We start from the raw sequence: 25,543 nt of genomic DNA, 5'->3' as shown, positions 1-25,543 counted from the left end.
CCCTTCAATTTTTAAGTCATGAATTTTTCTAGTGACATGGCTAGCTTAGGCGTGGCTGTTATAAAAAGTATGTAGTCTTTTGTTGATTATTTTTTAATCAGGTTAAACTATGTAACTCTTGCTGATAAAGAAAATATTACTCTGAATAATTTTTAAAACTCTCCTCTTGAGCTTTAGATAAAACAGGCGTAAATTAGGCCTAAATTTAGTTACCCAGGTTAACTAACCATATGTTTTCCGAATCTCCCCGACTTCGTACGCTGTTATTACGCTGCGCACGACTGATGAGCGATGAGATCAATACGATCTTGTTGTCATCTCAATTAAATTATTCCTTATGGCAGGTGTTATACGTCATCCAGTCAAAGCAACAATGCACGCTGGCAGATATTTCCAGTTATCTCAATGTATCCAAGCCCGGTATTACTAAGCGGATTCAGCAACTGGTTGAACTCGATCTGATTGCCCAACTCGAAACTGAAGACAAACGTCAAAAGCTGTTCAAGTTGAGTGAGCAAGGAATTGAGACCTTTGCGATGTGTTCCAAACAGATCGATGCATTTGAAGATCAGTTGCTTGAGCACATTGCATCAGATGATCTTGAAGGCAGTAAAAATACCTTGATGCAACTCATTCAGCAGTTATATCCCTCATCTCAGGACAGACCTCAATGAGCCAAGAACAAGAAGCGCCTTTATGGACGCCCAATTTTATCCTGATCAGTCTGGTGAATTTCCAGCTGGTTCTGGTGTTCTACTTACTGGTGATTGTGATTGTCGGCTACTCAGTGGCTGAGCTAGGGGCTTCGACTGCACAAGCCGGTCTGGTATCAGGTCTGTTTATTGTCGGCACCCTATTCGGACGATTATTGATCGGAAAATTACTGAATCGGCTGGGTTTGAAAAATACGCTTGTCATTGGCCTGACTGGCTTTCTGCTCTTTTCCGGACTGTATATGATTCCGGCCAAGCTGGAAGTTTTATTGGGTATCCGCCTAATACACGGTTTTATGATGGGTATGGCTTCTACTGTACTGGGTACAGTGATTGCACAGACCATTCCTGCCACACGGCGTGGTGAAGGAATTGGATATTTCAGCATGAGCAGCACCCTTGGCACAGCGATTGGTCCCTTTGCCGGAATCTGGCTGATGACAAATTTTAATTATCAGGTAATTTTCATCTTTACCAGTATTGTTGCGCTCAGCTGCCTGATCTGTGGGCTATTTATCCAGCCACCACGCCTTAAAGCAAGTCATTCGTCAGCAGTCTCTACTCCGCAAAGCACCAGCAAACTGGCTCAGTATATTGAACCGAATGCGCTACCGATTGCACTGATTGTACTGCTGGTGGCTACTTCTTATTCAGGCATATTGTCGTTTATTCACTTTTATGCCAAAGACATTAATCTGGTCGAAGCAGCATCATTCTTTTTCTTAATGTATGCCTTTGCCATTTTGCTGTCGCGTCCTTTTACTGGCCCCTTAATGGACCGTAAAGGTGAAAATATCATTATCTATCCTGCCATTGTGATTATGGCACTGGGAATATTGCTACTCAGTCAGGCGCAAAACTCTGTGATGTTACTCACTAGTGCAGCGTTACTCGGTTTTGGTTTTGGGAATATCCAGTCAGTGTGTCAAACCATTGCGGTGAAAAGTACGACATTACAGCGTATGGGACTCGCAACCTCAACCTTCTTTATTGCCCTGGATGCCGGTCTTGGTTTTGGCCCGTATTTCCTGGGTATGCTGCTGGACCAAATTGGTTATCGCCAGCTTTATCTGTTCTCGGCGCTGCTCACCCTGAGCTGTCTGGTCTGGTATTACCTTCTGCATGGCCGGAAAGCAGGAAAAATACAGCCTTCTCATTAAACGCTTTTAAAAGCGCCGGCTAAACCGGCGCCGGTATTCCAACGGCGTCAGACCGGTTTTTTTATGAAATAAACGGCGGAATGAACTTGGGTCCTGATAGCCGACATTTTGCATGATCACATCCACAGCTTGATCGGTTTCTTCCAGTCGTTTACGGGCGGCTTCAATCCGGATTGCTTGTAAATACTGATTGGGCGGTATGTCTAAGGCTTGTTTAAAGCGTCGAATCAGGGTTCGGCCGGTCACATTAAACTGTTCCGCCAGCTCGTTCAAACTAAAATCTTCATGAAAATGTTGCTCTAGCCAGTTCTGGACTTTTTGTACCAGTTCATCATGGTGCGGCTGGCCAATATTCAGCAATGAATAAGACAACTGGCTCTCACGGCGGTAATCAATTACAAAAGATTTAGCCGATTGCATGGCCACCTCAAAGCCATACAAGCGCTCAATCAGATGCAAACCCAAGTCAAACCAGGCCAGGCCTCCACCCGCACAATAGATATTCTGATCCCGGCTAATCATCAGATCGGCATTCAGTTTCACCTTTGGATAGCGTGAACGGAACATTTCCTGAAAACCCCAATGCGTTGTTGCAACTCGGTCATCTAAAATGCCTGCTTCTGCAAGAAAAAAATTCCCGGTACAGTTTCCTGCAATTAAAGTCAAATCTGCATGTGCAGATTGTAAAAAATGAATCAGTTCTGGATTCTGTTGCAATACATCCTGAATTGGTGCAGCGATGGTCGGTACCACCAGAATATCTGCAGTTTGAATCTCTTGATAAGAAAAATGTGCCTGCAACTGCAGCCCATTGATACACCGAATCGGATGTCCATCTGGACTGGCAATACTCACCTTAAATAGGCGTTGTACATCCTGCTGCTGGATCCGGTTCCAGCTTACGCCCGCCATGGCAAATAAATCGACCACACCCGTAATGGCCGAAGCCAGAGCGCCATCAAAGCCTAAAATCACCACATCTTGCATATTTTTCTATTTGTCATTTTTCACCCGATTCATGTCATTATTGACAATCCTCCTCAATAAAAGCAACTGCTAGTCTTGATGCTATCTCAAGGATTGCACATTTAGGATAGTACCGTGACCCAACTGATTAATGATAAAGATCTGTATTTCCAGCTTTATGACGTATTCAAACTTGAAGCGCTGACTAAACTGCAACGCTATCAGGATCATGACAAAAATACTTTCGACAGTATTCTGGAAACGGCAAAAGGTATCGCGACTGATTATTTTGCACCGCATAATGCCAAAGCTGATCAGCATGAACCGAACTTTGATGGCAAACAGGTCAAAACCATTGATGAAGTGAAGACAGCCTGGCAACAGTTTGCCGATGCCGGCCTGCTTTGCGCCCAGCATAATTATGCAGATGGTGGCATGCAACTGCCCACTTTGGTGAATATGGCTTGTAATGCGTATTTCATGTCGGCCAATCCGTCCACCGTGGCTTATTCTTTTCTAACAGCCGCTGCGGCGAACCTGATACAGGCTTTTGCTTCCCCAGAACAAAAGCAAATATTCCTACCGCATATGCTGAGTGGCCGCTTTGCCGGCACCATGGCCATGACCGAGCCGAATGTAGGTTCCTCTTTGGGCGATCTGACCACTAAAGCCATTCCTCAAGCAGATGGAATTTATAAAATTAAAGGCCAGAAAATGTTTATTTCGGGGGGCGATCAGGACATTAGCGAAAATATTGTGCATCTGGTCTTGGCGCGGATTCATGATGCACCACAAGGCGTAAAAGGAATTTCCCTGTTTATCGTACCAAAATTCAAAACTCATGAAGATGGTTCACTCGGTGAAGCCAATGATGTACAGCTGGCTGGCTTACTGCACAAAATGGGCTATCGAGGTACCACATCCACAGTTTTAAGCTTTGGAGAAAATGATAATTGCTTAGGCTATTTAATTGGTGAACCCGGTCATGGCTTAAAATACATGTTCAAGATGATGAATGAAGCACGTGTGGGTGTCGGTCTGGGCGCAGCCATGATTGGTTATCGTGGCTATCTGGAATCTCTGGATTATGCTAAAAACCGTCCGCAAGGCCGGCCAGTTCATGAAAAAACACCTGACTCGAAACCAGTGAATATCATTGAACATACAGATGTCAAACGTATGCTGCTGGCGCAAAAGTCGTATGTAGAAGGTTCGCTGGCACTTTGCTTATTTGCCGCCCGATTAATTGATGAACATCAGGCAGCTCAAGATGAAGATAGTGCAATTCTGCTTGATCTCATAACCCCGGTGGTCAAATCTTTCCCTTCTGCCTATGGTCCGAAAGCCAATGATCTGGCCATTCAGGTCTTGGGCGGCGCGGGTTATACCCGTGAATATCCGGTGGAGCAATGTTATCGTGATAACCGTTTAAATCCGATTCATGAAGGAACTTACGGCATTCAATCTCTGGATCTGCTGGGACGTAAACTCTGGCAGCATAATGGCAAAGGGCTCAATCTGCTCATGCAGCGCATCCAGAAGACCTTGTCAGAAATTCATGAACCTAAGCTAGTGGAACTCGCAGATATCTTTAAACAGCACCTTGCCACTGTGCAAAAGACTACACAGATTTTAGGCCAGGCCTTGCATCAAGGCAAAGTCAGTGAAGCTTTGGCCAATTCAGGACTGTATCTGGATATGATGGGAAAAACCATCCTATCCTGGCTATGGCTGGAAATGGCGAATCAAGCTCAACTCAAGTTTGGCACATCTTTGCAGACAGAAGATCAGACTTTTCTGGCAGGGAAAATTCAGGCAACTCAATATTTTATTCGCTGGGAACTCCCTGAAATTGAACATCACGCCAAATTACTGATGAATCTGGATGATACTTGCCTCAATATGCAAGCTGACTGGTTCTAGACAGAATTCATCAAAAAATGCGCCTTTATCGGCGCATTTTTATTTTGTAATTCATTAAGCTGTAGAGTTATTTACACCAAATTTTTTAAATAGCTTGGCACGCTTGGAAGGCAAGATATTGGCCTTGCTTAAATCGCCCTGATAGTGCTGATATACCCGCTGATCCATGATTTTGTACCATAAAGGTGGAATCAAGGCTGGAATTAACATGGTTGCATAACCGCTCGGTAATTCTGGCGCTTCATCAAAATGCCGTAACGCCTGAAATGGCCGGCCTGGAAAGGCATGATGGTCAGAATGGCGCTGTAACTGGTACAAAAACAGATTAGTCACGATATTGTTGTTGTTCCAGCTATGTTCCGGCAAGGTTCGCTCATAACTGCCATCCGCTTTCTGTCCGCGTTTTAGTCCGTAGTGCTCGATATAATTCACAATCTCAAACAAGCTAACGCCATAAAATGCCTGTGTCAGTGTATAAGGAATAATTTTCTTGCCATACGCCTTTAGCATCAAGGCATGATAGCCGGCACTCATGGCCCAACCATGAAACAGCTCATTTTCCTGATTAAAGAATTTCAGTCCCTTACGCTCGAGCCGTCTTTTTTCAATCTGGATTGCAGATTTTAATCCGCCTATTACGGTACGTGGCCAGAAACGGTAAAAAGATTCACCCATTTTTGAAGATGCCGGATCTTCTGGTGTCGCCACCCGTTTATGGTGTCCATAAGGATGTTCGATTCGGAAATGGTTATAGCCCAAAGGCATCAGGCTGGCATGAGACCAGTAATGGTCTTTTTTCTGTGGACGATGGCTGAGTTCATGTGCGGTATTCACCCCCACACCATTAATCGCACCCATAGAAACTCCCAGCAATACCTGATCTAGCAAAGACATATTTGGGCGACTTACGACATAGCCAGCAAAGGCATTGGCTGCCATTTGTAAGGGAATAAATGTTTTTACAATGCGGTCATAATAAGGATCGTTAACCAGTGCCTTGATCTGCTCATCATTTGGGTTATTGGCATCATCGCCAATCAGAGCATCCAATGTCGGAATGATGACATGCAATAATAAAGGCCCGCCCATCGCAAAGACTTTTTGAGTGGCTTTAGGACCAAAATGATAACCGGCCAGAATTCCCATTCCGATCACAGGCAGACCTGGGCTGAGCAACCAGCCAAAACGTTTTTTATCCAGCTTTACACCTTTTAGTGCCGACGCTTCCTGCGTAAACTGCGCTTTCTGGATTTGTGCAGGGGCATTCATTGCGACCTTCCTTTTTTATGTTACTCTGCACTTATAGTTGAATATTTCAGCAGCCGCGAACAGTATTCAACGTCCAGAAAAGCTATGTCAGCGTCTTTGGCACATGCTGCCAAATTCTGGCCTAAAATCACAAAGTTAAAAAATTTATAGTCAATTAAATGAAATAAAACAGAAGAATAGAGTTAGGCATGGATGCTTTAAGTAAAATTTTTGATGATATTCATCTGGAAAAATCGGAATATCTTTATCTGAATGTATTTCATCCGGGCGGCTTTGACTATCAACATGAACCCTTTATGCTGGCCTATATCCTGTTACAAGGACAGGCGCAATTAAAGTTCATGAATGGTGATCGACTGGAGCTGCAACAAGGTGATCTGGTGCTATTACCCGCAGGTTCCTCCCATCATGTTTCCTGCCCAGACAATGCCGATTTTTCTGAGCACCATGCGATTAATCCTTATTTTCAGAGCAATGCACAGCAATGTGTTGATCTCAATCGGGAAAATTCGGCGGATTATAGTTTCATACTGGCTATTCGTTCTAGCTTGGATATCCAGATGGCCAAACCTCTTTTGAGTGCATTACCTAAATACCTGCATATTCAACATATTCTGGGTGATACGGCGCCAGAATGGTTACAGGTTGGCTTGCAGTTTCTGGCACTGGAAACCCAGCAGCTTCGTCCCGGACGTGACAAGATTCTGGATCATCTGGTCAGTATTTTACTGATTGAATGCGTACGTGATTATATTTTAAACCTGGAAAATGCCTCGAGCTGGCTAAATGCGCTCTCGCATCCGGAACTATCCAATGCACTGGCAGCGATTCATGGCAAACCTGAACAATTCTGGACTGTAGAAAGTCTGGCCGAACAATGTCATATGTCACGTTCCAAATTCGCCCAGTTATTTACCCAGATTGTCGGTGAACCGCCCCTTGCCTATCTGCAACAGCACCGCCTGCGTCTGGCAGCGCAATATTTGAGAAATAGTGGATTTGGTATCCAGCAGATCGCTTATCTGGTTGGTTATTCATCCGAGACGGCGTTTAGTCAAAGTTTTAAAAAACAGTTTGAACAGACGCCGACCCAATACCGGCTGAATTGTCAGAAGAACCAGTCTTTATTACCAGACTAAAATTACTGGACTAATGCCAATACTGCTGTGACCGGATCTTCGCTATTGCCAGAAAGTAGCTGCTTGTGCATGGTGATATGCTGCATAACCTGAATCTGCGCTGCTTCAATATCCATCAGTTTTTCAATTTCAGCTGCCAGATTTTCAGGTGTAGCAGCGGATTGGATGAGTTCTTGAATCACTTTTTTGCCAGCAATTATATTTGGTAATGAAAAATATGGGATTTTTACCAGTAATTTGGCAATTCGATAGGTCAGCCAGTGCAATTTATAAAAAGTCACCATCGGACGGTGCAGCAACATCGCTTCAAGCGTTGCAGTTCCAGACGCCAGTGCAATAATATTGGATGCATTCATGACCTGACGGCCAATTTTGGATTCAGCGCTGGTATTTTCCATCAAGCGAATTTGGGTTTTTAAGCTCTCAGGATAAGTGGCCAGTAAACTTTCGATTTGCTGCTTGCGTGCATCATTAATCGCAGGAATCAGAAAGGTATAATCCGGATATTTGTGATGCAGAATATTAGCTGCATCCAGAACCAAAGGTCCCAAACGCTCAATCTCGCCACGGCGGCTTCCCGGTAATAATGCAATATATTTCTGATCTGGGTCTAGGCCTAATTCTGTCTGAGCCTCCAGAATTGGATTTTCAAGCGGCAATTGGCTAGCGAGCGGATGTCCGACAAAAGCTGCAGGAACATCCCATTTTTTAAAGAACGCTTTTTCAAATGGAAACAGGCACAGCACCAGATCAATACTGGCTTTAATGCCATGTATACGGCCTTGACGCCATGCCCAGACCGAAGGACTGACGTATTGCACGGTTTTAATCGGTAACTGTTTTTGTTTAATGGTTTTTGACAAACGCAGGTTAAAATCAGGCGCATCAATCCCGATAAAAATATCGACCGGATCTTTAGTCCAGGTTTCCACCAGACCATCCCGCACAGCAAACAGTTTTTTAATATCTTTTAAAACTTCGACAATGCCCATCACCGACAGAATATCCATCGGATAATAGCTTTTAAAACCTTCCGCGATCATTTGTGGACCACCGATACCTTCAAATTCAGCATCAATGCCTTGCTCACGAAAACGGCGAATCAATTTTGCGCCAAGCGTATCTCCAGAGACTTCACCGACCACGATTCCAATTTTAAGCTTTCGATTTAGCAAGTGGGTTTCCTCTCAGATCCGCATGGAAATTTATTGAATCGGGATTCTAACATAATCCTGTAACTATTCCGGAAGAAGCTTAAGCATCTTCTCATTTTAAGAAACTCACCATTTAGAATAACTTAGTCAATAAGGGAGCTTGCATAACAAGAATTAAATCGACATTTACAGGTACATTCAATTAGACAGAAATGGGGCAAATCGGACAGTTAAAATCAATCATTATATTCGCACTTTATACATAACCCAGTGAATAAACATGAAAGATCACCTAATATTCTTCACCTAGCTTTATCTTTTTTATGCATAAGTAAATCAATAATCAAGACAACGACTTATACCCAAAAGTCATAAGATATGCTCGTTTTTTGATTTTGGCATATATGCATGTTTGGTCCGATTGAATTTATTTTAGCAGGCGTTCTGGTAGGTTTTTGTGTAGGTGTCACCGGTGTCGGTGGCGGTTCATTAATGACGCCAATTCTTATCAGTTTATTCCGGATTGAACCGCATATCGCGATTGGTACTGACCTGCTCTATGCCGCGATTTCTAAATTCTGTGGCTCGTTTGTGCATGCCAAGAAAATGAATATTGTCTGGCCGATTGTGATCTGGCTGGCCGTTGGCAGTATTCCCGCATCTTTTGCAACGCATTGGGTACTCGAGAACTATCTGAGCCAATCGACGCATTACAAAGCCGTCCTGACCATGGTCTTGGGCTTTATGCTGACTATTACCGGCTTATCCATTCTGTTTCGCACCCAGATCGAAAATCTTTTTAATAAATACAGAAAACAAGAACTACCGGATATGACGCAGGATCTGGAAAAAGTGAAGCTGCAAGCCAAAGAAAAGCGCGTTGCTATCATCATCATGGGCATTATCTTGGGCATATTTGTCACGCTATCTTCAGTGGGTGCCGGTGCATTTGGTATCATGGCACTTGTAGTGATGTTCCCGAATCTGCCGATGATTCGTATTATTGGCTCTGACGTGGTGCACGCGGTATTACTGACACTGGTCGCAGGGCTGGGTCATATGTCTTCAGGCAACGTCGATTTCATGCTGCTCATGTGGTTATTGGTGGGGTCTATTCCGGCGATTATTGTCGGCACTTTACTCAGCTCACGTATGCCGGAAAAACTGATCCGCAAAATTTTAGGTATTACCCTATTTGCGCTGGGCGTGAATTTCATGATTAATCCTGTGAAATCAAAACCGGCTCAACCTGCTGAAACAGCAATGATAATTGTGAATCAAAATTCCCCGTCCGTTTAAGTTAACTATCCGATTCATCACTTTTTTTTCAAAGAAGTATTCATCTTTTTTATAACAAAGTGACGCATCATTCATGTTATATTCGGGCTATTAAACAACCTTTTGTATGATCGAACCAGTGACGGCAATGAATACACAACAGTCAAATCCTATTTCAGCATCAGATATTGATGACGTGAATATCCACAGCATGATTCCTCTTGTAACCCCTGCTGAGCTTAAAGCAGAGTTACCGTTGACTGAAACTGCTTATCAAACCGTACTGCATGGTCGTGAAACGATTCGTAAAATTCTGGATGGTGAAGACAAACGCCTGTTCGTTGTAATTGGCCCTTGTTCTATCCATGATCCGGCGGCGGCGCATGAATATGCTGAACGCTTAAAAGTACTGAGCGAAAAAGTTAAAGACAGCTTATACATCGTGATGCGGGTTTATTTTGAAAAACCACGGACTACCGTAGGCTGGAAAGGCCTGATCAATGACCCAGACATGAATGATTCATTCAATATTGAAAAAGGTCTGCGTATCGGTCGCAAGCTATTACTTGAACTGAATGAAATGGGCTTGCCATGTGCCACTGAAGCACTTGATCCAAACTCGCCACAGTATTACCAAGACCTGATTTCATGGTCAGCAATTGGTGCACGTACCACAGAAAGCCAGACCCATCGTGAAATGTCTTCTGGTCTTTCTTCACCAGTCGGCTTTAAAAATGGTACTGATGGCGGTTTAACGGTCGCGACCAATGCGATGCAATCTGTGAAACATGGTCACAGCTTCCTCGGTCTGAATGATCAAGGCCAGGTGGCTGTGATTCGCACTTCAGGCAATCCTTATGCTCACGTGGTACTGCGTGGCGGTAATGGCAAGCCGAACTACGATGCAGGCTCGGTTGCCGATGCAGAAGCTGCTCTAGCCAAGGCCAAAGTCAGCACCAAGATCATGATTGATGCCAGCCACGCCAACTCTAACAAAGACCCGTACCTGCAACCACTTGTACTTAAAAACATTTCCGAACAAATTCTTGATGGAAACAAGTCAATTGTTGGTATTATGGTAGAAAGTCATCTTAAGGGTGGTCGTCAGGACATTCCGGCGAACCTGAATGATATGGAATACGGTCAATCCGTTACGGATGGCTGTATCGACTGGGAAACGACTGAAAAAGTTTTACTCGACATGCATGAGGCATTGAAAGACATTTTACCTAATCGTTAAATGATCTGACCAACGCCATCGCCAAGATGGCGTTTGCATTTCTAGAACAAGGAAAATTTATCTGATGAATGATATTGAAACGGCATTAAGCCAGATTGAGAATTTTCAGTTCATACACGAACATCTGTTTAGCTCCGGTCAACCGACCACTACCCAATTACAGCTGATGAAAGAATACGGTGTATCTACAGTCATCAATGTGGCGCTGACCGATAGCGAACAGTATCTGCCGCATGAAGATAAAATTTGCCTTGAGCTGGGACTGAACTATATTCAGGTTCCGATTTCCTGGGAAACCCCATCAGACAATCAATGCCTGCTGGTACTGGATCTGATCGATCATCTGGTAAAAGAGCAAATGGTCTGGGTACATTGTTCGCAAAACTACCATGTCAGTTGTCTGATGTATTTATATCGTCAGTACTATATGGATATCGATATGCCTACAGCACAAGAACACTTGCATCAGATCTGGGAACCAAATGAAACCTGGACCGGTTTAATGCATGCGGTTGCCCTACAGCTACAAGGTCGTAAAGCAACGCAGGAACTGGAACTTTCCCTGATTAATCCAAATTATTTTGCCTGATTTTATTTACTATGGCTCAATAACACGGTTGCCATCGACATAATGCCTTCCTGACGACCGGTAAAACCTAACTGTTCAGTGGTGGTGGCTTTAATACTGATTTGAGTCACATCAATATCCAAGACATCTGCAATACTTTGACGCATGGCCAAATTGTGTTTCGCCAGTTTTGGACGTTCACAGGCCACGGTAATATCGGCATTATTCAGGTGATAACCACGATCCAGGATTAGCTGATAAACATGCTTGAGTAATACCCGACTATCTGCACCTTTAAACTCAGGATCTGTATCTGGGAAATGCTGGCCAATATCTCCGAGCGCCAAAGCACCCAACAAAGCATCACAGAGTGCATGCAGCACTACATCACCATCCGAATGTGCTTTCAGACCGTGAGTATGCGGAATTTGAATGCCTGCCAGAGTGACAAAATCACCTTCTTCAAATGCATGCACATCCAGACCCTGGCCAATACGAATTTGTGCGATCACCTTATACATCCTTTAGAAATAGCCCATTGAAATCTTGTACACTTGCTTTCTATTTCGCTATAGTTAGACCAAGCGTAACACAGTGAAAGTATAAGCGATCATGCTACTGAAAACTGATATAAATATGTTGAAAATAATTGGCCTGATGCTCGGTCTGGGGACGATTTCTACGGGTAGCTCAGCGATCACAATGGATTGTAGCGATGACAGCAAAAAAACGGCTGCCATGAATAAAGTCTGCTCAGCATCGCTGGCTGAATCTCGTGAAAAACTCACAGACCAATACTTTACTGCTTTTCTGATTACTGATGCACCTGTGCGTTTATTACAAGATAGCCAACAACTATGGGCGACCCGCTTACAGCAATGCAAAACGCTAGACTGTTTTAAACAGCAGTTTGAATGGCGTTTAGATGATTTAAATGTCTATATTTCACTGAATCAAAGTCTGACCCAGCATTATATTAAGTTTGAACAGGGACAAATCGCCAAGCAGCCCGTGCATCTCAAGATTCATCAACTGACCAAAGACCGGATCAAGATTGAAGGCCTGGCATATCGTAATCCAAATAACCGGACCGAGAAGCAGACCGTTCCTTTTTTAGCCTATACCACGCCTGAGACAAAAAACCAGATCACCGATAATGAAAATGACTGCCGCTATGAGTTTAACTATAGTAAAGCCATTTTAGCGGTCAGTAGCCAGCAGAAAGGCTGTGAACCATTTACCGGTATTTATCGACTATATGATTGATTTAATTTAAAAATATTAAAATTTATTGTTATATAAAATGATATCTTTGATGTAAAAAATAGCCCGCAAGCGGGCTATCAATTTAAGCTGGATAGTATTGCGCAATTTCCTGACTAATCATCGCAGCCGTTGCAGCTGATAAAGTCCAGCCCAGATGACCATGTCCGGTATTGTAAAAGACCCGCTCATGTTTGCCACGGCGTACCACAGGCATCATATTTGGCATCATGGGGCGTAAGCCTGCCCACGGAACAACATGCTCAGTACACAGGTCAAAATTACGATTGGTCCAGTCAATTAAAGGTTGAATTCGGTCAGCACGAATATCCCGGTTATAGCCATTAAACTCGGCTGTTCCTGCAACACGCAAACGATCCTTGCCTAGGCGTGACAAGACAATTTTCGCACTTTCATCTAGCAGACTGACCCAAGGTGCGTTGTTCTGGCTCTGCTCATCATTCAGTTGCACGGTAATCGAGTAGCCTTTGACTGGATAGACATTGACTCGTTCACCAAGTATTTCAGCCAATTGATAGCTGCCAACCCCTGCACAGACCACAATGGCATCTGCATTAATCTCCAGAACATCCTCTGGAGAGGAATGGACATTTTCAGTACTAGGTTTGCATTTAACCCGAATATTCTGAGCCTGATGATCAACAACAAAAACATCTTGACCAAACTCAAATTTCACGCCTTTTTGCATACAGGCTTTGGCCAAACCGGTACTAAATTTATGAATATCCCCGGTGGCATCGCTCTGACAGTAAAATCCTGCATAATAATCGCCAGTTAATGCAGGTTCGATCTGCTTGATTTCTGCATTGGAAATGGCATTGCGCTCCAGACCACCGCTACACAACAGATCATTGACTTTGATCGCAACATCATAATCCGTTTTGTTATGATAAAAATGTAAAATGCCGCGTTTTTCTAAATTGAAATCAATATTTTCTGTTTCGGCAATTTCAAATAAGCGTGCTCTTGCCAGTAAAGCCAGCCGTACAGTCTCTCGGGTATTGGCTTCATAATGTTTGATATTGCCCAGAAATTCCATGAGCCAGCTGTATTTATGCACACTGAAAGAAGGATTGAGCAAAAGTGGTGCGGTTTTTTGTGACATCCATTTGATGCCTTTGAGTACCGTGGCTTTCTGGTTCCATACTTCGGCATTACAGGCAGAAAGCTGGCCGCCATTGGCAAAGGATGTTTCCATTGCCGGATAAAGATGCCGATCAACCACAGTCACTTGATAGCCTGATTGTGCCAGCTCATAAGCTGTGGTTACTCCGGTAATACCGGCCCCAATCACCACGACATGACGCATAGACACCTCCTTGATTATATTGATGTCTTTTCCCATCTGTCATGTGTACCTGAGAGCTTCGGTAGATACATTGCACATCAATGCGGCCACCTTCCCCTTCGGTGAGTGATTGAACACTTCTCTCCAGAGTTTTTATCCATTATCACAGTCCTTTTGCCTGAGAGTTTCCTGGGACCTTGCTCCTTCGGCGAATGCAGAAGCATTTCTCTCCTGCAATAATGTTTTATTATCATGAGCAATTTATATACCATTTTTAGGAGAAACACAGTTTTTATTTATGTTAATTCACGTGAATTTATCCATGATTCTTTTTTTTAATTAACAGTATACATGTGTGATAGAGGATATTGCCTAGATATTAAATTTTTAGATTTTGCTGCCGTAAGTAAAACGAGTAAGTTCTACCCTTTATAAAATTCCAGAACTTATTTAATTTTGGCGCTTAAATAAAATTTAACCTTTTTTTTGCTTAGGCTATTTTAATAATTCAAAATGTAGAGTTTTCCTTATCCATTTTAGAATTTTAGATAAGCCAAGAAAGCATCAGTACTAAGCTTACTGCTGCGACCACTGTTTGTACACTGATAATACTGGCCATTAACTCGCTATCGCCGCCATATACCCGGGTTAAAACATACGAAGCTGAGGCGGTAGGAAGTGCAAAGAACAAGACCAAAACCTGAGTAGTTAATGCATCAATCTGGAAAATTTTACACACTAAAAATGCAATCAGCGGCATTCCGAACACGCGGCCAAAGGTTATCAGGCTGAGTGGCAACACATCACGCTGAAAACCCTGAAACTGTAAGGCTGCTCCCACACACATCAAACCGAGCGGCAAACTGCACAGTGCAATCTGTTTAAGAAACTGCTCTGCTCCAGTCCAGAGTGACAAACCAGAAAGATTAAATAAACCACCCACAATACAGCCTAGAATTAATGGATTTTTAGACAAATCCAGGATGATTTTTTTCAGCTGCATATCGTGGCTACGGGTAAATGCCAGCACTGACAAGATATTCACCAAAGGAATACACAGCACCATGATCACAGCGAAAATAGTCATACCCTGCTGCTGAAATAAGGCGCTGACAGCAGCAAGGCCAATATAGGTATTAAAGCGCAGTAAACCTTGAACATAGACGCCGAAACGCGCATAGGAAATTCGGTAAATTTGGCGCAAGATATACAGCGCAATACTGACCACAGCCATGATGCTAAATACGACCAGTACTACATCCTGAATGACATTCATTTGAATCTTGGCAGTGGCCAGATTTAAAAACAGCATTACCGGAAACAATGCATAATAATTTAACTTTTCAGCGCCTCGCCAAAAATCATCACTCAACCATTGCCTACGCTTAAGCAGATAACCAAAGCTGATCAGTCCGATGAGGGGAAATAAAGAAGTTAAAATAATATGCAGCATGTGACATCCTGGTCTGTTTTCTGCCTAATCTTAAGCCGCTTAGACTGAACAGAAAACTTAGCATATTGATGAGCTTTTTCACCACTCAATTTAAGTAGCAAAAAGCTTGAATTTTCACCAACTAATCATATTGATCTGATGATTTTTTCTAAAATCAGTAAATGTAACGGAATCAAAGGTTCTCCGAGCTTTTGACCCAGTGGATATGCTTCAATCTTTTCAGTCAGCTGATAGCCATGGCGCTGATAATATGCCAACAGTTCAGTACGAACATTTAACACTGACATCTGAATCACTTTCTTTTTAAATATTTCGAAAATATGGGATTCGGCAAAGTCCAATAATTGCTTGCCATAACCCGAGTTTTGCTCAGCAGGTGCAACAGCAAAGCTTCCAATCTCTGCTACTTGCTGTCCTAAGCTCACGCCAATACAACCAAGAAGCTTATTATCAATTTCCAACACAAACAGCTGAAAATTTTCTAAATTGAGCAAGTCATATAACTGTTTTTCTTGAATACGATCACCCTGGATCATTCCTGCTTCAGTCGTCCATCCACCCGGAGTACGATAAGCTGTATTAATCAGCATAGTAAGTTGCTGAACATCAGCCTTGCTCGCCAATCGTATATTTTTATAGTGATTCATTTTATAAATAAAAAAAGTCAGACCGGAGTCTGACTTTAAAACAATTTCACTTTAAAGTTAAAGCAAATTATTTAGGTTCAATCGGTGCAAATGGCGCAACAACATCGGCATTTTGCGCACGGTGACGCATGAAGTGATCCATCAGCACAATCGCCAGCATCGCTTCAGCAATCGGGGTTGCACGCACACCTACGCAAGGATCATGACGACCTTTGGTCAACACATCAGTATCTTCACGATCAATATTGATGGTTTTACCTGGCGTGGTGATAGATGCAGTCGGTTTCAACGCAATCGCAACACGGATGTCTTGACCGCTAGAAATACCACCTAAAATACCGCCAGCATGATTGGCCAGGAAGCCTTCTGTGGTGAGTTCATCACGGCTTTCATGACCAAACTGTTCAGCGACACCAAAACCATCACCGATTTCGACACCTTTAACGGCATTAATCGACATCATGGCATGCGCAATGTCAGCATCTAGACGATCAAAGACTGGCTCGCCCCAACCCACTGGCACTTTAGACGCAATGATCTCGAGTTTAGCGCCACAACTGGTACCTTGCTCACGCAAAGACGTCACTAGCGCTTCAAAACGTGGTACTGCATCCACATCGCCACAGAAAAACGGATTGTTTGGAACTTCGTTCCAGTCCAGTTTCTCTGTTTTTTCGGTGCCGATCTGGGTTACATGACCACGAATCTCAATGCCAAATTTCTCAAAAAGGAATTTCTTGGCAATTGCACCCGCAGCAACACGCATTGCCGTTTCACGCGCACTTGAACGGCCTCCACCACGGTAATCACGGAAACCATACTTTTGGGTATAGGTATAGTCGGCATGACCCGGGCGGAAAGTTTGTGCGATATTGCCGTAGTCTTTCGATTTTTGATCCGTATTACGAATTAACAAACCAATTGAAGTACCGGTGGTTTTACCCTCAAACACACCGGAAATAATTTCTACTTCATCGGGTTCTTTACGCTGGGTTGCAAATTTCGATGTACCCGGCTTACGGCGGTCCAGATCCTTTTGCAAATCAGCTTCAGTCAGCTCAATGCCGGGTGGAACCCCATCGATGATGGCCATCAGGCCAACACCATGAGATTCACCACAAGTCGTTACACGGAACAGTTGCCCTATACTATTACCTGCCATGTCAAACGACTCCTTATGCAATAGACTGAATAAATAGATCACGGTAGGTACGGCATTGCTCTGCAGTCAATGCAAAGATACCCGTACCACCTTTCTGGAATTGTAACCAGTAGAAATCAACCGAATTAAAGTTTTGGCGCATCGCCCATTCTGAGTTACCCACTTCGATCACGATCAGGCCATTCTCAGTCAGATAATCTGCTGCTTGAGCCAGCATTTTACGCACCAGATCCAGACCGTCCTGACCTGCAGCAAGTGCAAGCTCAGGCTCATGATGGAATTCCTCAGGCAAATCAGCCATATCTTCCGCATCGACATACGGCGGATTAGATACGATTAAATCGTATTGGTTTTCAGCTGGAATTTTTTCAAACAGATCTGATTCAAGCAAAGCGATCTGATATTGCTTGTCATGATGCTCAGTATTGATTTGCGCAACTTCCAAGGCTTCTTTCGAAATATCAGTCGCATCTACTTCCGCTTCAGGGAAAGCATAAGCCAAGGCAATTGCGATACAGCCGGAACCGGTACACATATCTAGAATGCGTTGTGGTATCTTCGGATTCGGGTTTTCCGGCAAGTTATTAACCGCTTCACCCATTTGACCATGTTCACCCAGGAAATACGGGGCAAAACGGTTCTGAATCAGTTCAGCAATCGGTGAACGTGGAATCAGCACACGCTCATCGACATAGTAGGGTTTGCCGTCAAAGTAAGCCAGATTCAATAAATATGAAGTTGGAACTTTTTCATTAATACGGCGTTCCAGCAGACTTAAAAATTCGGCTTTTTCACTTGGCAATAATTTGGCATCTAGAATTTCAGCGTCCGCTTTCCATTCTAGTGACAGGGTTTGCAACACTAGCGCTGAACTTTCAGCAAAATAATCTTCTGTGCCTTGGCCCAAATGTGCATCGTATTGACGTAATGCTGTCACACCAAAACGAATAAAATCACGAATGGTGGTTAAATTTTCAGCGGCTTCCTGCATATGTTCAGGGCTAATAGTCGGTCGATCCACTTAAGGCGTCTCCAAGGTCATTTTTTTAAACGCCTTATGATACCTTGTTTTGCCTGCTTTTATAATGCTAAAAGCATGAAAAACACGAATTCTCTATGCCCACAAAAATTATAAAACTCCTGTTTTTGTGAGCGATTATTCAGATAAATGTTTACTTTATTTAGGGATGTTTCTGTTAAATGTCGATGCTAATACTATGATGATTTATCGGAACCCGGACGCATAAGAGCGGGATTGATAAAGATTGGCCTGATCCATGATCAAAGCCAGCATACATTGACCCTGTTGCTGCTTGGCATATTTTCCTGACATTCTAAAGTTACATTGCTGGGCCAGTTTACGCTCCCACAATACATGCTGACTGCGGATAACTGCAGTCTGATTCGGATTCAATTTAAGATAAGTTTTATAGTTTTTCTTCAAACGTTTATTATGAAATTTCAGCTCTTTTTCCAAGCATTTTTCAGCTTTGGGTGTATTACCATAACTAAAATTCATGCACTGTGTATATTCCTTAGAATACCCAACAGCAGCTTGTGTCTGAACCGAAGTACCCGCAAAAATTGCAACTAAAAACCATGCAAGACGCATAACTTCCCCTTGACCGAAACCGGTACAATCCCAATAAATGTTTAACAATCAATATTGTTTAAATTATCCACTGATATTAACGCAGTCCGGACAAAAATCCTATGCCTTTCTCGGAATGAAAGATTAAAACAGTTGCACAATTGAAAATTGGCCCATGACCCACATATAATCCGCATTCAATCTTCAAATGAGCCCAGATCTATGAGCTATAAGCACAATAATCTTATGGCGATGCGCCAGAATTACTGGAATGATCAAGCCTCCAGTCAGGTGCAGCAAGAAAAGGTATTTTTGCAGTCGACCTTAATGCAGCATGGCGTATTTACCGATGCGACACTGGAAGATGCCAAATATCTGTTTTTTGGCTTGCCTAGTATTGTGATTGTAAAAGGCTATGCTTTGGGCTTTATGCATGACAGCGTACAGCGCCTGATTCATCAACATATTCAAACAAATAAACAACAGTTACAACAACGATCTGAATTAAAAATCCAATTTCAAATGGCATAATGCCCTGTCTAAACTGATACAAACTGGTGAATAAATGAAAGCTTGCCTAGCTTTTACTATAAATTCAGCGGCTTAAACTTTTTTAATACGTGCAGAAACGCTACTATCCCTTACAATGATTTATTCTGCTTCATGCTGATGATGAAAGGATCGAGTTTACATGTCAGATCAGAACGATAAGCTTAAACAACTGAAAACCTCCTCTATGGATCGACGCTTATCGATCGCAAAGGCATCCTTGCTGGCAGGCACGCGTTGGGCGGCTTCTAGTGCAAGCTCCATGTTCTCAAGTGAAGAAGAAAAAGAAAAAAAACGTAAAAAAGCCATGAAAGAACAGGCCGATTATCTGGTAGCAGAAATTGGCAAGCTAAAAGGTTCTATCGTTAAAATTGGCCAGATGATGGCGCTGTACGGTGAGCATTTTCTGCCAGAAGAAGTCACTCAGGCTCTAAATACCCTGAACAATCAGACGGTGGCATTGGCATGGCCAGCCATCAAGACCCAGTTACAGCAACAACTCGGTTCAAAACTGGACGATCTCACCATTGATCATGAACCTTTGGGCACAGCTTCTTTGGCACAGGTACATCGCGCTACCCGAAAATCTGACGGCATGGAACTGGTGTTAAAAATTCAGTATCCGGGTGTGGCAGAAGCCATTGATTCGGATATGAGTCTGTTTAAAAACATGCTGAAATTGACCCGTATCGTGCCACAGACTCGCGAATTCGACCAATGGTTCGATGAAGTCCGTGAAATGATGCATCGTGAAGTAAATTATCAGATTGAAGCAGATACCACGCGTCGTTTTGCTGCCCGTTTAAAAGATGATCCTCGCTATATCGTCCCAACCATTATTAATGAATATTGCTCAGATCGTGTGCTGTGCATGACTTTTGAACGCGGTGTGCCGATCAACAGCCCAGTGATGTTGTCCTTACCCCAAGAACGCCGCAACCAGCTAGGTGAAGCCTCTCTAGAAATTGCAGTGCGTGAAATCTTCGAATGGGGCGAGATGCAAACCGATCCGAACTTTGGTAATTATCTGGTTCGTCTGGGCAATGGCGCAGATGTGCACGACAAGATCATTCTGCTCGACTTTGGCGCGATCCGTCAGTTTGACCAGCATCTGCTCAGTGTTGCGCGTAACCTGATTCAGGCAGGCTATCATCATGACTCGGATATGATGGTCAAGGCGATGACCGGCTATGAGTTTTTTGATTCGATTCCGCAAAGCATTAAACCAGATATGGCCAAAGTCTTTTTACTGGCCACCGAAGCGTTTAGCTCACCACTGAATAATCAAGAATTGCCAGCTGGCATCATGGATGAACATAATCGCTATGACTGGAAAAAAAGCCAGCTGCATAGCCGTGTGATGCAACAGGCGTCGAGATCAATGGCTTCACGTTATTTCAGTGTTCCACCTAAAGAATTTATGTTTATTAGTCGTAAATTTATCGGTGCCTATACTTTTATGACCGTGATTGATGCCAAAACCAATGTGCGTGCCATGATTAAACATCATCTTTCTTAAAATAAAACCTGCATCAAAAAGACCCGGATGATTTTGTCATTCGGGTCAATTTTTAGACATATTCGATTTTTTATATTTTTATCTTTCTTTTAATTTTCATTGATTTATTCATCCCTTCCTTCAATCCCCTAAACCTAAAAATTGTCAATTAATCTTGTCACCTACGACATAGTTTTATATCTGAGCACATGTCAGTATTAAAGAAATAACGTGACAACACCTTTAGGATAATCAGAATGAATAATATGGTGAATAAAGCCCAAGGATTTGGCTTGTCCATACTGACCAAAATCGCGGGCAGCGAAGTATTAGACCATTTAAAGCTGCGGAAATTTGTAGAAAAATCACTTTATCAAAGTTCAAAAGCAGGATTCAAAACCCTGGGGCAAACCCAGAAAATCCTGAAATCTAGCCAGAAGATTCAAAAACAACGTCTGCCCCATCAGTCCAAATCCTTATTTGATATGAATCTGACTGAAGAACAGCAAATGACCTGTAATGCCATGCAGCAATTTGCCCAAGAGGTGCTGTATCCCTTGGCGCATGATGCAGATCAGCATGAATTATTTCCCCATGAACTCTGGCAATACAGCACTGATTTAGGTCTGAATTTCTATGCCCTGCCTGAAGCATTGGGGGGCGTTGCATCAGAACAGGATATTGTCAGCAATATTTTAATCGCTCAACATTTGGCACAAGGAGATTTCAGCCTGACCGCTGGCTTACTTTCGACTTTTAGTGTCATTAACGCCATTACCCGCTGGGGCTCAGAGCAAATTCAGTCAGAATATCTGGGCGCTTTCGCAGAGAATCCTGAGTTAAAGGCCACCTTTGCAGTGCAGGAAGAAACAGCAGCGTTTAACCCGGAGCAACTTAGAACCAAGGCTGTTGCACATCAGGGACATTATCTGATTCGGGGTCAAAAGACCTTAGTGCTCTTCGGAGAAAGTGCCGATCTCTATCTGGTCAGTGCTGATCTAAACGGAAAAGCTGAGGTCTTTGTGGTGCAACGCGACATTACGGTTACTGCAAAAAAATCGCCGGCTATGGGATTAAAAGCTACTCAAACCGTTACGCTCAAATTTGAAGATACTCCGGCACATCGTCTGGGTGATGAAGATTTTGATTATCGTGCATTCGTAGATTTGGGCAATCTGATGTGGTGTGCGATGGCAGTGGGCGCCTGTGAAGCAGTCAAAAAATACTGTGTGCAATATGCCAATGAACGTATTGCCTTTGGTGAACCGATTTCCCATCGTCAGGGTGTCGCCTTTATGATTGCCGATATGGCCATTGAAATTGACGCGATGCAAATGCTGATCCTGAATGCCGCCAGCCTGGCTGAATCTGGTCAAGCTTTTCATCGTGAGGCTTATTTGGCACGTCTACTCTGTGCAGAAAAATCCATGAAAATCGGCACCGATGGTGTACAAATTTTGGGTGGTCATGGTTTTACCAAAGAACATCCGGTAGAACGCTGGTATAGAGACCTGAGAGCCACTGCCATTCTCCATTCTGGCTTGCATGCCTGATCACAACATAAAGAAGAACAATAATGAATCTACAAACTCCAAAAAAATTTAAGCTTTTGATTGATCAAGCACATGAAGTTGCCCTCAATGTTTTGCGCCCTATTTCACGTAAATATGACAAGGCTGAACATGCTTATCCGATAGAGCTAGACATGCTCGCTTCTGTTGTCGATGGCATGAACCAAGGTAGTGAAGGCATGAATGCTGGTGCAGCAGTCAATAAACGTGGCGATGCAGATACGACTAATAAAAATGGCATTAATATGTCTACCGCCCTGAGTATTATTGAAATGTGTTATGGCGATACTGGCTTATTACTCTCGATGCCACGCCAAGGATTAGGAAATTCAGCCATTGCAGCTGTTGCCAACGAGGAGCAATTGCACCGTTTTCATGGAACTTGGGCAGCCATGGCGATTACCGAGCCAGGTTGTGGTTCAGATTCCGCTGCGATTCGTACCACTGCGACCAAAGACGGTGATGACTATATTCTGAATGGCGAGAAAATTTTTGTAACATCCGGAGAACGTGCTGATGCAGTAGTCGTTTGGGCAACTTTGGATAAAAAACTGGGACGATCAGCCATTAAATCATTTGTGGTGACTAAAGGTACTCCAGGAATGAAGGTTGAACGACTGGAACATAAATTAGGGATTAAATCATCCGATACTGCCACGATTAGCTTTATCAACTGTCGAGTACCTGCAGCAAACTTGCTCGGTCATGCAGAAATCGATGTTGCTAAAGGCTTTGCTGGCGTGATGGAAACCTTTGATAATACTCGCCCGCTGGTTGCAGCCATGGCGATTGGTTGTGCGAAAGCCTCGCTGGAACGCATCAAGGAGATTTTTAAGGATCAGCTGGACTCCACTTATGCCACACCGTATTTACAAAGCTCTAATATCGCAGCACAAATCTATCGTATGGAAGCTGAATGGGAAGCAGCACGCTTACTGATGCTGAAAGCTGCCTGGATGGCCGATAATCGCAAACCCAATTCACGTGAAGCCTCTATTGCCAAAGCCAAGGCCGGTCGGATCGGTAATGAAATCACCTTAAAATGTGTCGAACTGGCAGCAGCCATTGGTTATAACGAAACTGAACTTTTGGAAAAATGGGCGCGTGATTCCAAGATTTTGGATATCTTTGAAGGCACCCAGCAAATTCAGCAACTCATTATTGCCCGTCGGGAGTTGGGAAAATCATCAAGCGAATTAAAATAGTGATTGCTCATCAAATAGTGAATTAAACTTATCTAAATTGAATAAACGATGGCTTTTTTAAGGATTTAAGGTTATAAAAATTCATCGTTTTTTCAAAATAAAATCAGTTCTATATGTACTCTATTCGTCCTATTCAGCCTGAAGATAATGCCCAAATTGCAAGCATTATTCGTCGTGTTTCCCAAGAGTTTGGGCTGGCAGCAGAATCTGGTTTCGCAGTAGGCGATTCTATTCTAGATGAACTGTATCAAGTTTATCAGCAACCGAAATCAGCTTACTGGGTTGTTGTGGATCAACAAAATAAAATTTACGGTGGTGGTGGAGTTGCGCCATTAAAAGGTGATGCAACTATTTTAGAAATTCAGAAAATGTACTTTTTACCTGAAATTCGTCAGCAAGGTTTTGCCAAGAAAATTTTAGAATTATCCTGTGAATTTGCACAGACTCATCAGATTAATTCAGTCTATCTAGAAACAACTAAAGCGCTTTGGCAAGCGGTGAAACTCTATGAAAAATTAGGTTTTCAGCATCTTGATTATCCTGAAGGCAATACCGGACATAGTGATGCCTGTGAAATCTGGATGCTAAAGACCCTTTCAATTTAGAGATTTTTTAGTAGATAGATAAAATTTGTATAGTAATAAAGTGCTTTCATCAGCAGCAAGCTTGACTCTTGTATATAGGCTGCCTAACATCGAAATACGTTTATTCAGGCATGGAATCCACAGTTTGTTTTTTTCTTATTTATTCAATCCAATTAAATCTAAACGTTCACTATTTCATTCTCATTCTTTTAAATTTTCCTCTATTTTATTGAGCACTTTTCTTTTTGCGGGTTGCTCATCCTTGGGCGGAGGCTCGGTAGAAAAACGCGCAGCTAAGCTGTCTAAAGGCATTCAAACTGCTTATTCCACCCCATCCAGTACAGCTAATCGTGTTTCACCTTTAATTGTTCAACATGCACAAAATCAGGGTGTAGATCCACTTCTAGTGGCGGCTGTGATTCGTCAGGAATCTACTTATCGTAGCCAAGCAACTTCGCCAGCAGGTGCGGTAGGCTTGATGCAAGTGATTCCGAGATATTGGCAACAAACTTGTCCAGGTGATTTATACAATGAAAGCAGTAATATCCAATGTGGTACATATATTCTTTCTAAATATAATCAATCATCCGGTGACTGGAAGAAAGCGCTTGCCTATTATAATGTAGGTCCATCGGGTTATGAAAATAATCGTAAAATGCGTAAACAAGGTAAACGTTATGCCAAACAAGTAAAACAGCATAAAAAAATGCTGAAAGACTCTCTATAATTACTGATTTAAGCTAATTAAATTAATAATGCTTAGGCTATTTTATGTAAAGCTTTGATAATTAGTAGTTATTAAATAATACCTATTGAAATTTCTGCTATGAAAACATATTTAGAAAATATTAACTACAGTTGTGATATGCGTGTTCGGTAAAAATACCCTGCCATAAAAAACCAGCGATTCGCTGGTTTTTTATTTTTTAAGATTTATAAGATAGGACTGTAAAATCTTTTAGATCAAACTATATCGATCGGATAACACTAGTCATATTAACGTGAATCATCCTTCTAAGAAGACTTTAATAAGATTTCAGATAAATACTTCTATACACTTAAATTAATAAGTTCGTGGAGCTCGATAGGAAGTGAATGCATATAGAAATCAGAATCAGAAATAAAAGACTTATTTCTAAAATCCCGCGCATAAAAAAACACCCCCTTCGCTTGAAGGGGGATTTTGGAATAATGAGCTGGCGATGACTTACTCTCACATGGGTAACCCCACACTACCATCAGCGCTAAGAGGTTTCACTTCTGAGTTCGGGAAGGGATCAGGTGGTTCACTCTTGCTATGG

General features: G+C 42.7%; 24 protein-coding genes, 1 rRNA gene and 1 riboswitch. Of the genes, 14 read left to right on the top strand and 11 right to left on the bottom strand.

The genetic code is table 11. The features are described from left to right. The first annotated feature begins 230 nt into the window (after positions 1–230). Both FTT86_RS12620 and FTT86_RS12615 read left to right on the top strand, forming a co-directional pair. Positions 231–674, top strand: coding sequence for a MarR family winged helix-turn-helix transcriptional regulator (locus FTT86_RS12620; protein ID WP_180038466.1), 444 nt, complete (start codon positions 231–233; stop codon positions 672–674). Continuing rightward, positions 671–1,873 (top strand): MFS transporter, encoded by a 1,203-nt coding sequence (locus FTT86_RS12615; RefSeq protein ID WP_180181312.1) that lies wholly within the window; start codon positions 671–673, stop codon positions 1,871–1,873. Before FTT86_RS12620 ends, FTT86_RS12615 begins: the two co-directional genes overlap by 4 nt. A 6-nt stretch (positions 1,874–1,879) precedes the next feature. Here FTT86_RS12615 and FTT86_RS12610 read toward each other — a convergent pair whose 3' ends face one another. Beyond that, positions 1,880–2,860 (bottom strand): GlxA family transcriptional regulator, encoded by a 981-nt coding sequence (locus FTT86_RS12610; RefSeq protein WP_180181311.1) that lies wholly within the window; start codon positions 2,858–2,860, stop codon positions 1,880–1,882. A gap of 114 nt (positions 2,861–2,974) precedes the next feature. Here FTT86_RS12610 and FTT86_RS12605 point away from each other — a divergent pair, with 114 nt between their 5' ends. Beyond that, positions 2,975–4,762, top strand: coding sequence for an acyl-CoA dehydrogenase (locus tag FTT86_RS12605; RefSeq protein WP_180181310.1), 1,788 nt, complete (start codon positions 2,975–2,977; stop codon positions 4,760–4,762). 54 nt (positions 4,763–4,816) lie between these two features. Here FTT86_RS12605 and FTT86_RS12600 read toward each other — a convergent pair whose 3' ends face one another. Beyond that, positions 4,817–6,031: an alkane 1-monooxygenase gene (locus FTT86_RS12600; RefSeq protein WP_180181309.1), complete on the bottom strand. Its 1,215-nt coding sequence runs from the start codon at positions 6,029–6,031 to the stop codon at positions 4,817–4,819. A gap of 188 nt (positions 6,032–6,219) precedes the next feature. On the opposite strand from FTT86_RS12600, the gene FTT86_RS12595 reads away from it, so the two are divergent. Beyond that, complete coding sequence (locus tag FTT86_RS12595; protein ID WP_180181308.1) at positions 6,220–7,170, top strand: AraC family transcriptional regulator; 951 nt, start codon at positions 6,220–6,222, stop codon at positions 7,168–7,170. Between the two features lie 2 nt (positions 7,171–7,172). On the opposite strand, the gene lpxB is transcribed toward FTT86_RS12595, so the two are convergent. Next, positions 7,173–8,345 carry a lipid-A-disaccharide synthase gene (lpxB, locus tag FTT86_RS12590; protein WP_180087540.1) on the bottom strand — a complete coding sequence of 391 codons (1,173 nt, stop codon included), beginning with the start codon at positions 8,343–8,345 and terminating at the stop codon, positions 7,173–7,175. Positions 8,346–8,732: 387 nt separating this feature from the next. Between lpxB and FTT86_RS12585 the strand changes: the two genes are divergently transcribed. The 3 genes from FTT86_RS12585 to FTT86_RS12575 all read left to right on the top strand — a co-directional run bounded on the left by FTT86_RS12585 (position 8,733) and on the right by FTT86_RS12575 (position 11,431). Continuing rightward, a complete protein-coding gene (locus tag FTT86_RS12585; RefSeq protein WP_004280461.1) occupies positions 8,733–9,623 on the top strand; it encodes a sulfite exporter TauE/SafE family protein in 891 nt (296 codons plus the stop codon). Between the two features lie 127 nt (positions 9,624–9,750). Next, complete coding sequence (locus FTT86_RS12580) at positions 9,751–10,842, top strand: 3-deoxy-7-phosphoheptulonate synthase (protein WP_174766804.1); 1,092 nt, start codon at positions 9,751–9,753, stop codon at positions 10,840–10,842. Positions 10,843–10,906: 64 nt separating this feature from the next. After that, positions 10,907–11,431 carry a protein tyrosine phosphatase family protein gene (locus FTT86_RS12575; protein WP_005246137.1) on the top strand — a complete coding sequence of 175 codons (525 nt, stop codon included), beginning with the start codon at positions 10,907–10,909 and terminating at the stop codon, positions 11,429–11,431. Positions 11,432–11,433: 2 nt separating this feature from the next. Here the strand turns inward: FTT86_RS12575 and ispF are convergent, their stop codons facing one another. Next, positions 11,434–11,922 (bottom strand): 2-C-methyl-D-erythritol 2,4-cyclodiphosphate synthase, encoded by a 489-nt coding sequence (gene ispF, locus FTT86_RS12570; protein WP_005266267.1) that lies wholly within the window; start codon positions 11,920–11,922, stop codon positions 11,434–11,436. A 100-nt stretch (positions 11,923–12,022) separates the two neighbouring features. Between ispF and FTT86_RS12565 the strand changes: the two genes are divergently transcribed. Continuing rightward, positions 12,023–12,676, top strand: coding sequence for a hypothetical protein (locus FTT86_RS12565; RefSeq protein WP_180087541.1), 654 nt, complete (start codon positions 12,023–12,025; stop codon positions 12,674–12,676). A gap of 82 nt (positions 12,677–12,758) precedes the next feature. On the opposite strand, the gene FTT86_RS12560 is transcribed toward FTT86_RS12565, so the two are convergent. The 6 genes from FTT86_RS12560 to FTT86_RS12535 form a co-directional block, all read right to left on the bottom strand. Beyond that, positions 12,759–14,003, bottom strand: a complete 1,245-nt coding sequence (locus FTT86_RS12560; RefSeq protein WP_005266264.1) for a D-amino acid dehydrogenase — start codon at positions 14,001–14,003, stop codon at positions 12,759–12,761. 135 nt (positions 14,004–14,138) lie between these two features. After that, a riboswitch (glycine riboswitch) is annotated at positions 14,139–14,226 on the bottom strand. 300 nt (positions 14,227–14,526) lie between these two features. Beyond that, positions 14,527–15,435, bottom strand: a complete 909-nt coding sequence (locus tag FTT86_RS12555) for an AEC family transporter (protein WP_180087542.1) — start codon at positions 15,433–15,435, stop codon at positions 14,527–14,529. Between the two features lie 125 nt (positions 15,436–15,560). Further along, positions 15,561–16,082, bottom strand: coding sequence for a GNAT family N-acetyltransferase (locus FTT86_RS12550; RefSeq protein ID WP_180087543.1), 522 nt, complete (start codon positions 16,080–16,082; stop codon positions 15,561–15,563). Between the two features lie 67 nt (positions 16,083–16,149). Then, positions 16,150–17,244, bottom strand: coding sequence for a chorismate synthase (aroC, locus tag FTT86_RS12545; RefSeq protein ID WP_180087544.1), 1,095 nt, complete (start codon positions 17,242–17,244; stop codon positions 16,150–16,152). A 13-nt stretch (positions 17,245–17,257) separates the two neighbouring features. Next, complete coding sequence (gene prmB / locus FTT86_RS12540; protein ID WP_180087545.1) at positions 17,258–18,265, bottom strand: 50S ribosomal protein L3 N(5)-glutamine methyltransferase; 1,008 nt, start codon at positions 18,263–18,265, stop codon at positions 17,258–17,260. Between the two features lie 204 nt (positions 18,266–18,469). Continuing rightward, entirely contained in the window at positions 18,470–18,856 is a 387-nt protein-coding gene (locus tag FTT86_RS12535; protein WP_180087546.1) for a DUF1311 domain-containing protein, read from the bottom strand. Positions 18,857–19,057: 201 nt separating this feature from the next. Here FTT86_RS12535 and FTT86_RS12530 point away from each other — a divergent pair, with 201 nt between their 5' ends. The 6 genes from FTT86_RS12530 to FTT86_RS12505 all read left to right on the top strand — a co-directional run bounded on the left by FTT86_RS12530 (position 19,058) and on the right by FTT86_RS12505 (position 24,969). Next, on the top strand, positions 19,058–19,366 hold the full coding sequence (locus FTT86_RS12530) for a hypothetical protein (RefSeq protein ID WP_085064442.1): 309 nt from the start codon (positions 19,058–19,060) through the stop codon (positions 19,364–19,366). A 160-nt stretch (positions 19,367–19,526) separates the two neighbouring features. Then, entirely contained in the window at positions 19,527–20,903 is a 1,377-nt protein-coding gene (locus FTT86_RS12525) for an AarF/ABC1/UbiB kinase family protein (RefSeq protein ID WP_004647106.1), read from the top strand. Positions 20,904–21,139: 236 nt separating this feature from the next. Further along, the gene (locus FTT86_RS12520) at positions 21,140–22,435 is read left to right on the top strand and encodes an acyl-CoA dehydrogenase family protein (RefSeq protein WP_180087547.1); all 1,296 of its coding nucleotides are present in this window, start codon (positions 21,140–21,142) and stop codon (positions 22,433–22,435) included. A gap of 23 nt (positions 22,436–22,458) precedes the next feature. After that, entirely contained in the window at positions 22,459–23,658 is a 1,200-nt protein-coding gene (locus FTT86_RS12515; protein ID WP_180087548.1) for an acyl-CoA dehydrogenase family protein, read from the top strand. A gap of 113 nt (positions 23,659–23,771) precedes the next feature. Next, positions 23,772–24,263 (top strand): GNAT family N-acetyltransferase, encoded by a 492-nt coding sequence (locus tag FTT86_RS12510; protein WP_180087549.1) that lies wholly within the window; start codon positions 23,772–23,774, stop codon positions 24,261–24,263. A 124-nt stretch (positions 24,264–24,387) separates the two neighbouring features. Further along, entirely contained in the window at positions 24,388–24,969 is a 582-nt protein-coding gene (locus FTT86_RS12505; protein ID WP_005246122.1) for a lytic transglycosylase domain-containing protein, read from the top strand. Positions 24,970–25,436: 467 nt separating this feature from the next. Here FTT86_RS12505 and rrf read toward each other — a convergent pair. Continuing rightward, a 5S ribosomal RNA gene (gene rrf, locus FTT86_RS12500) occupies positions 25,437–25,543 on the bottom strand; the annotation flags it as partial.

The organism is Acinetobacter sp. YH01021 (assembly GCF_013420255.1).
Classification (GTDB): domain Bacteria; phylum Pseudomonadota; class Gammaproteobacteria; order Pseudomonadales; family Moraxellaceae; genus Acinetobacter.
The sequence above is the reverse complement of the archived record's forward strand: the minus strand, read 5'-3'. Positions and strand labels throughout refer to the sequence as shown.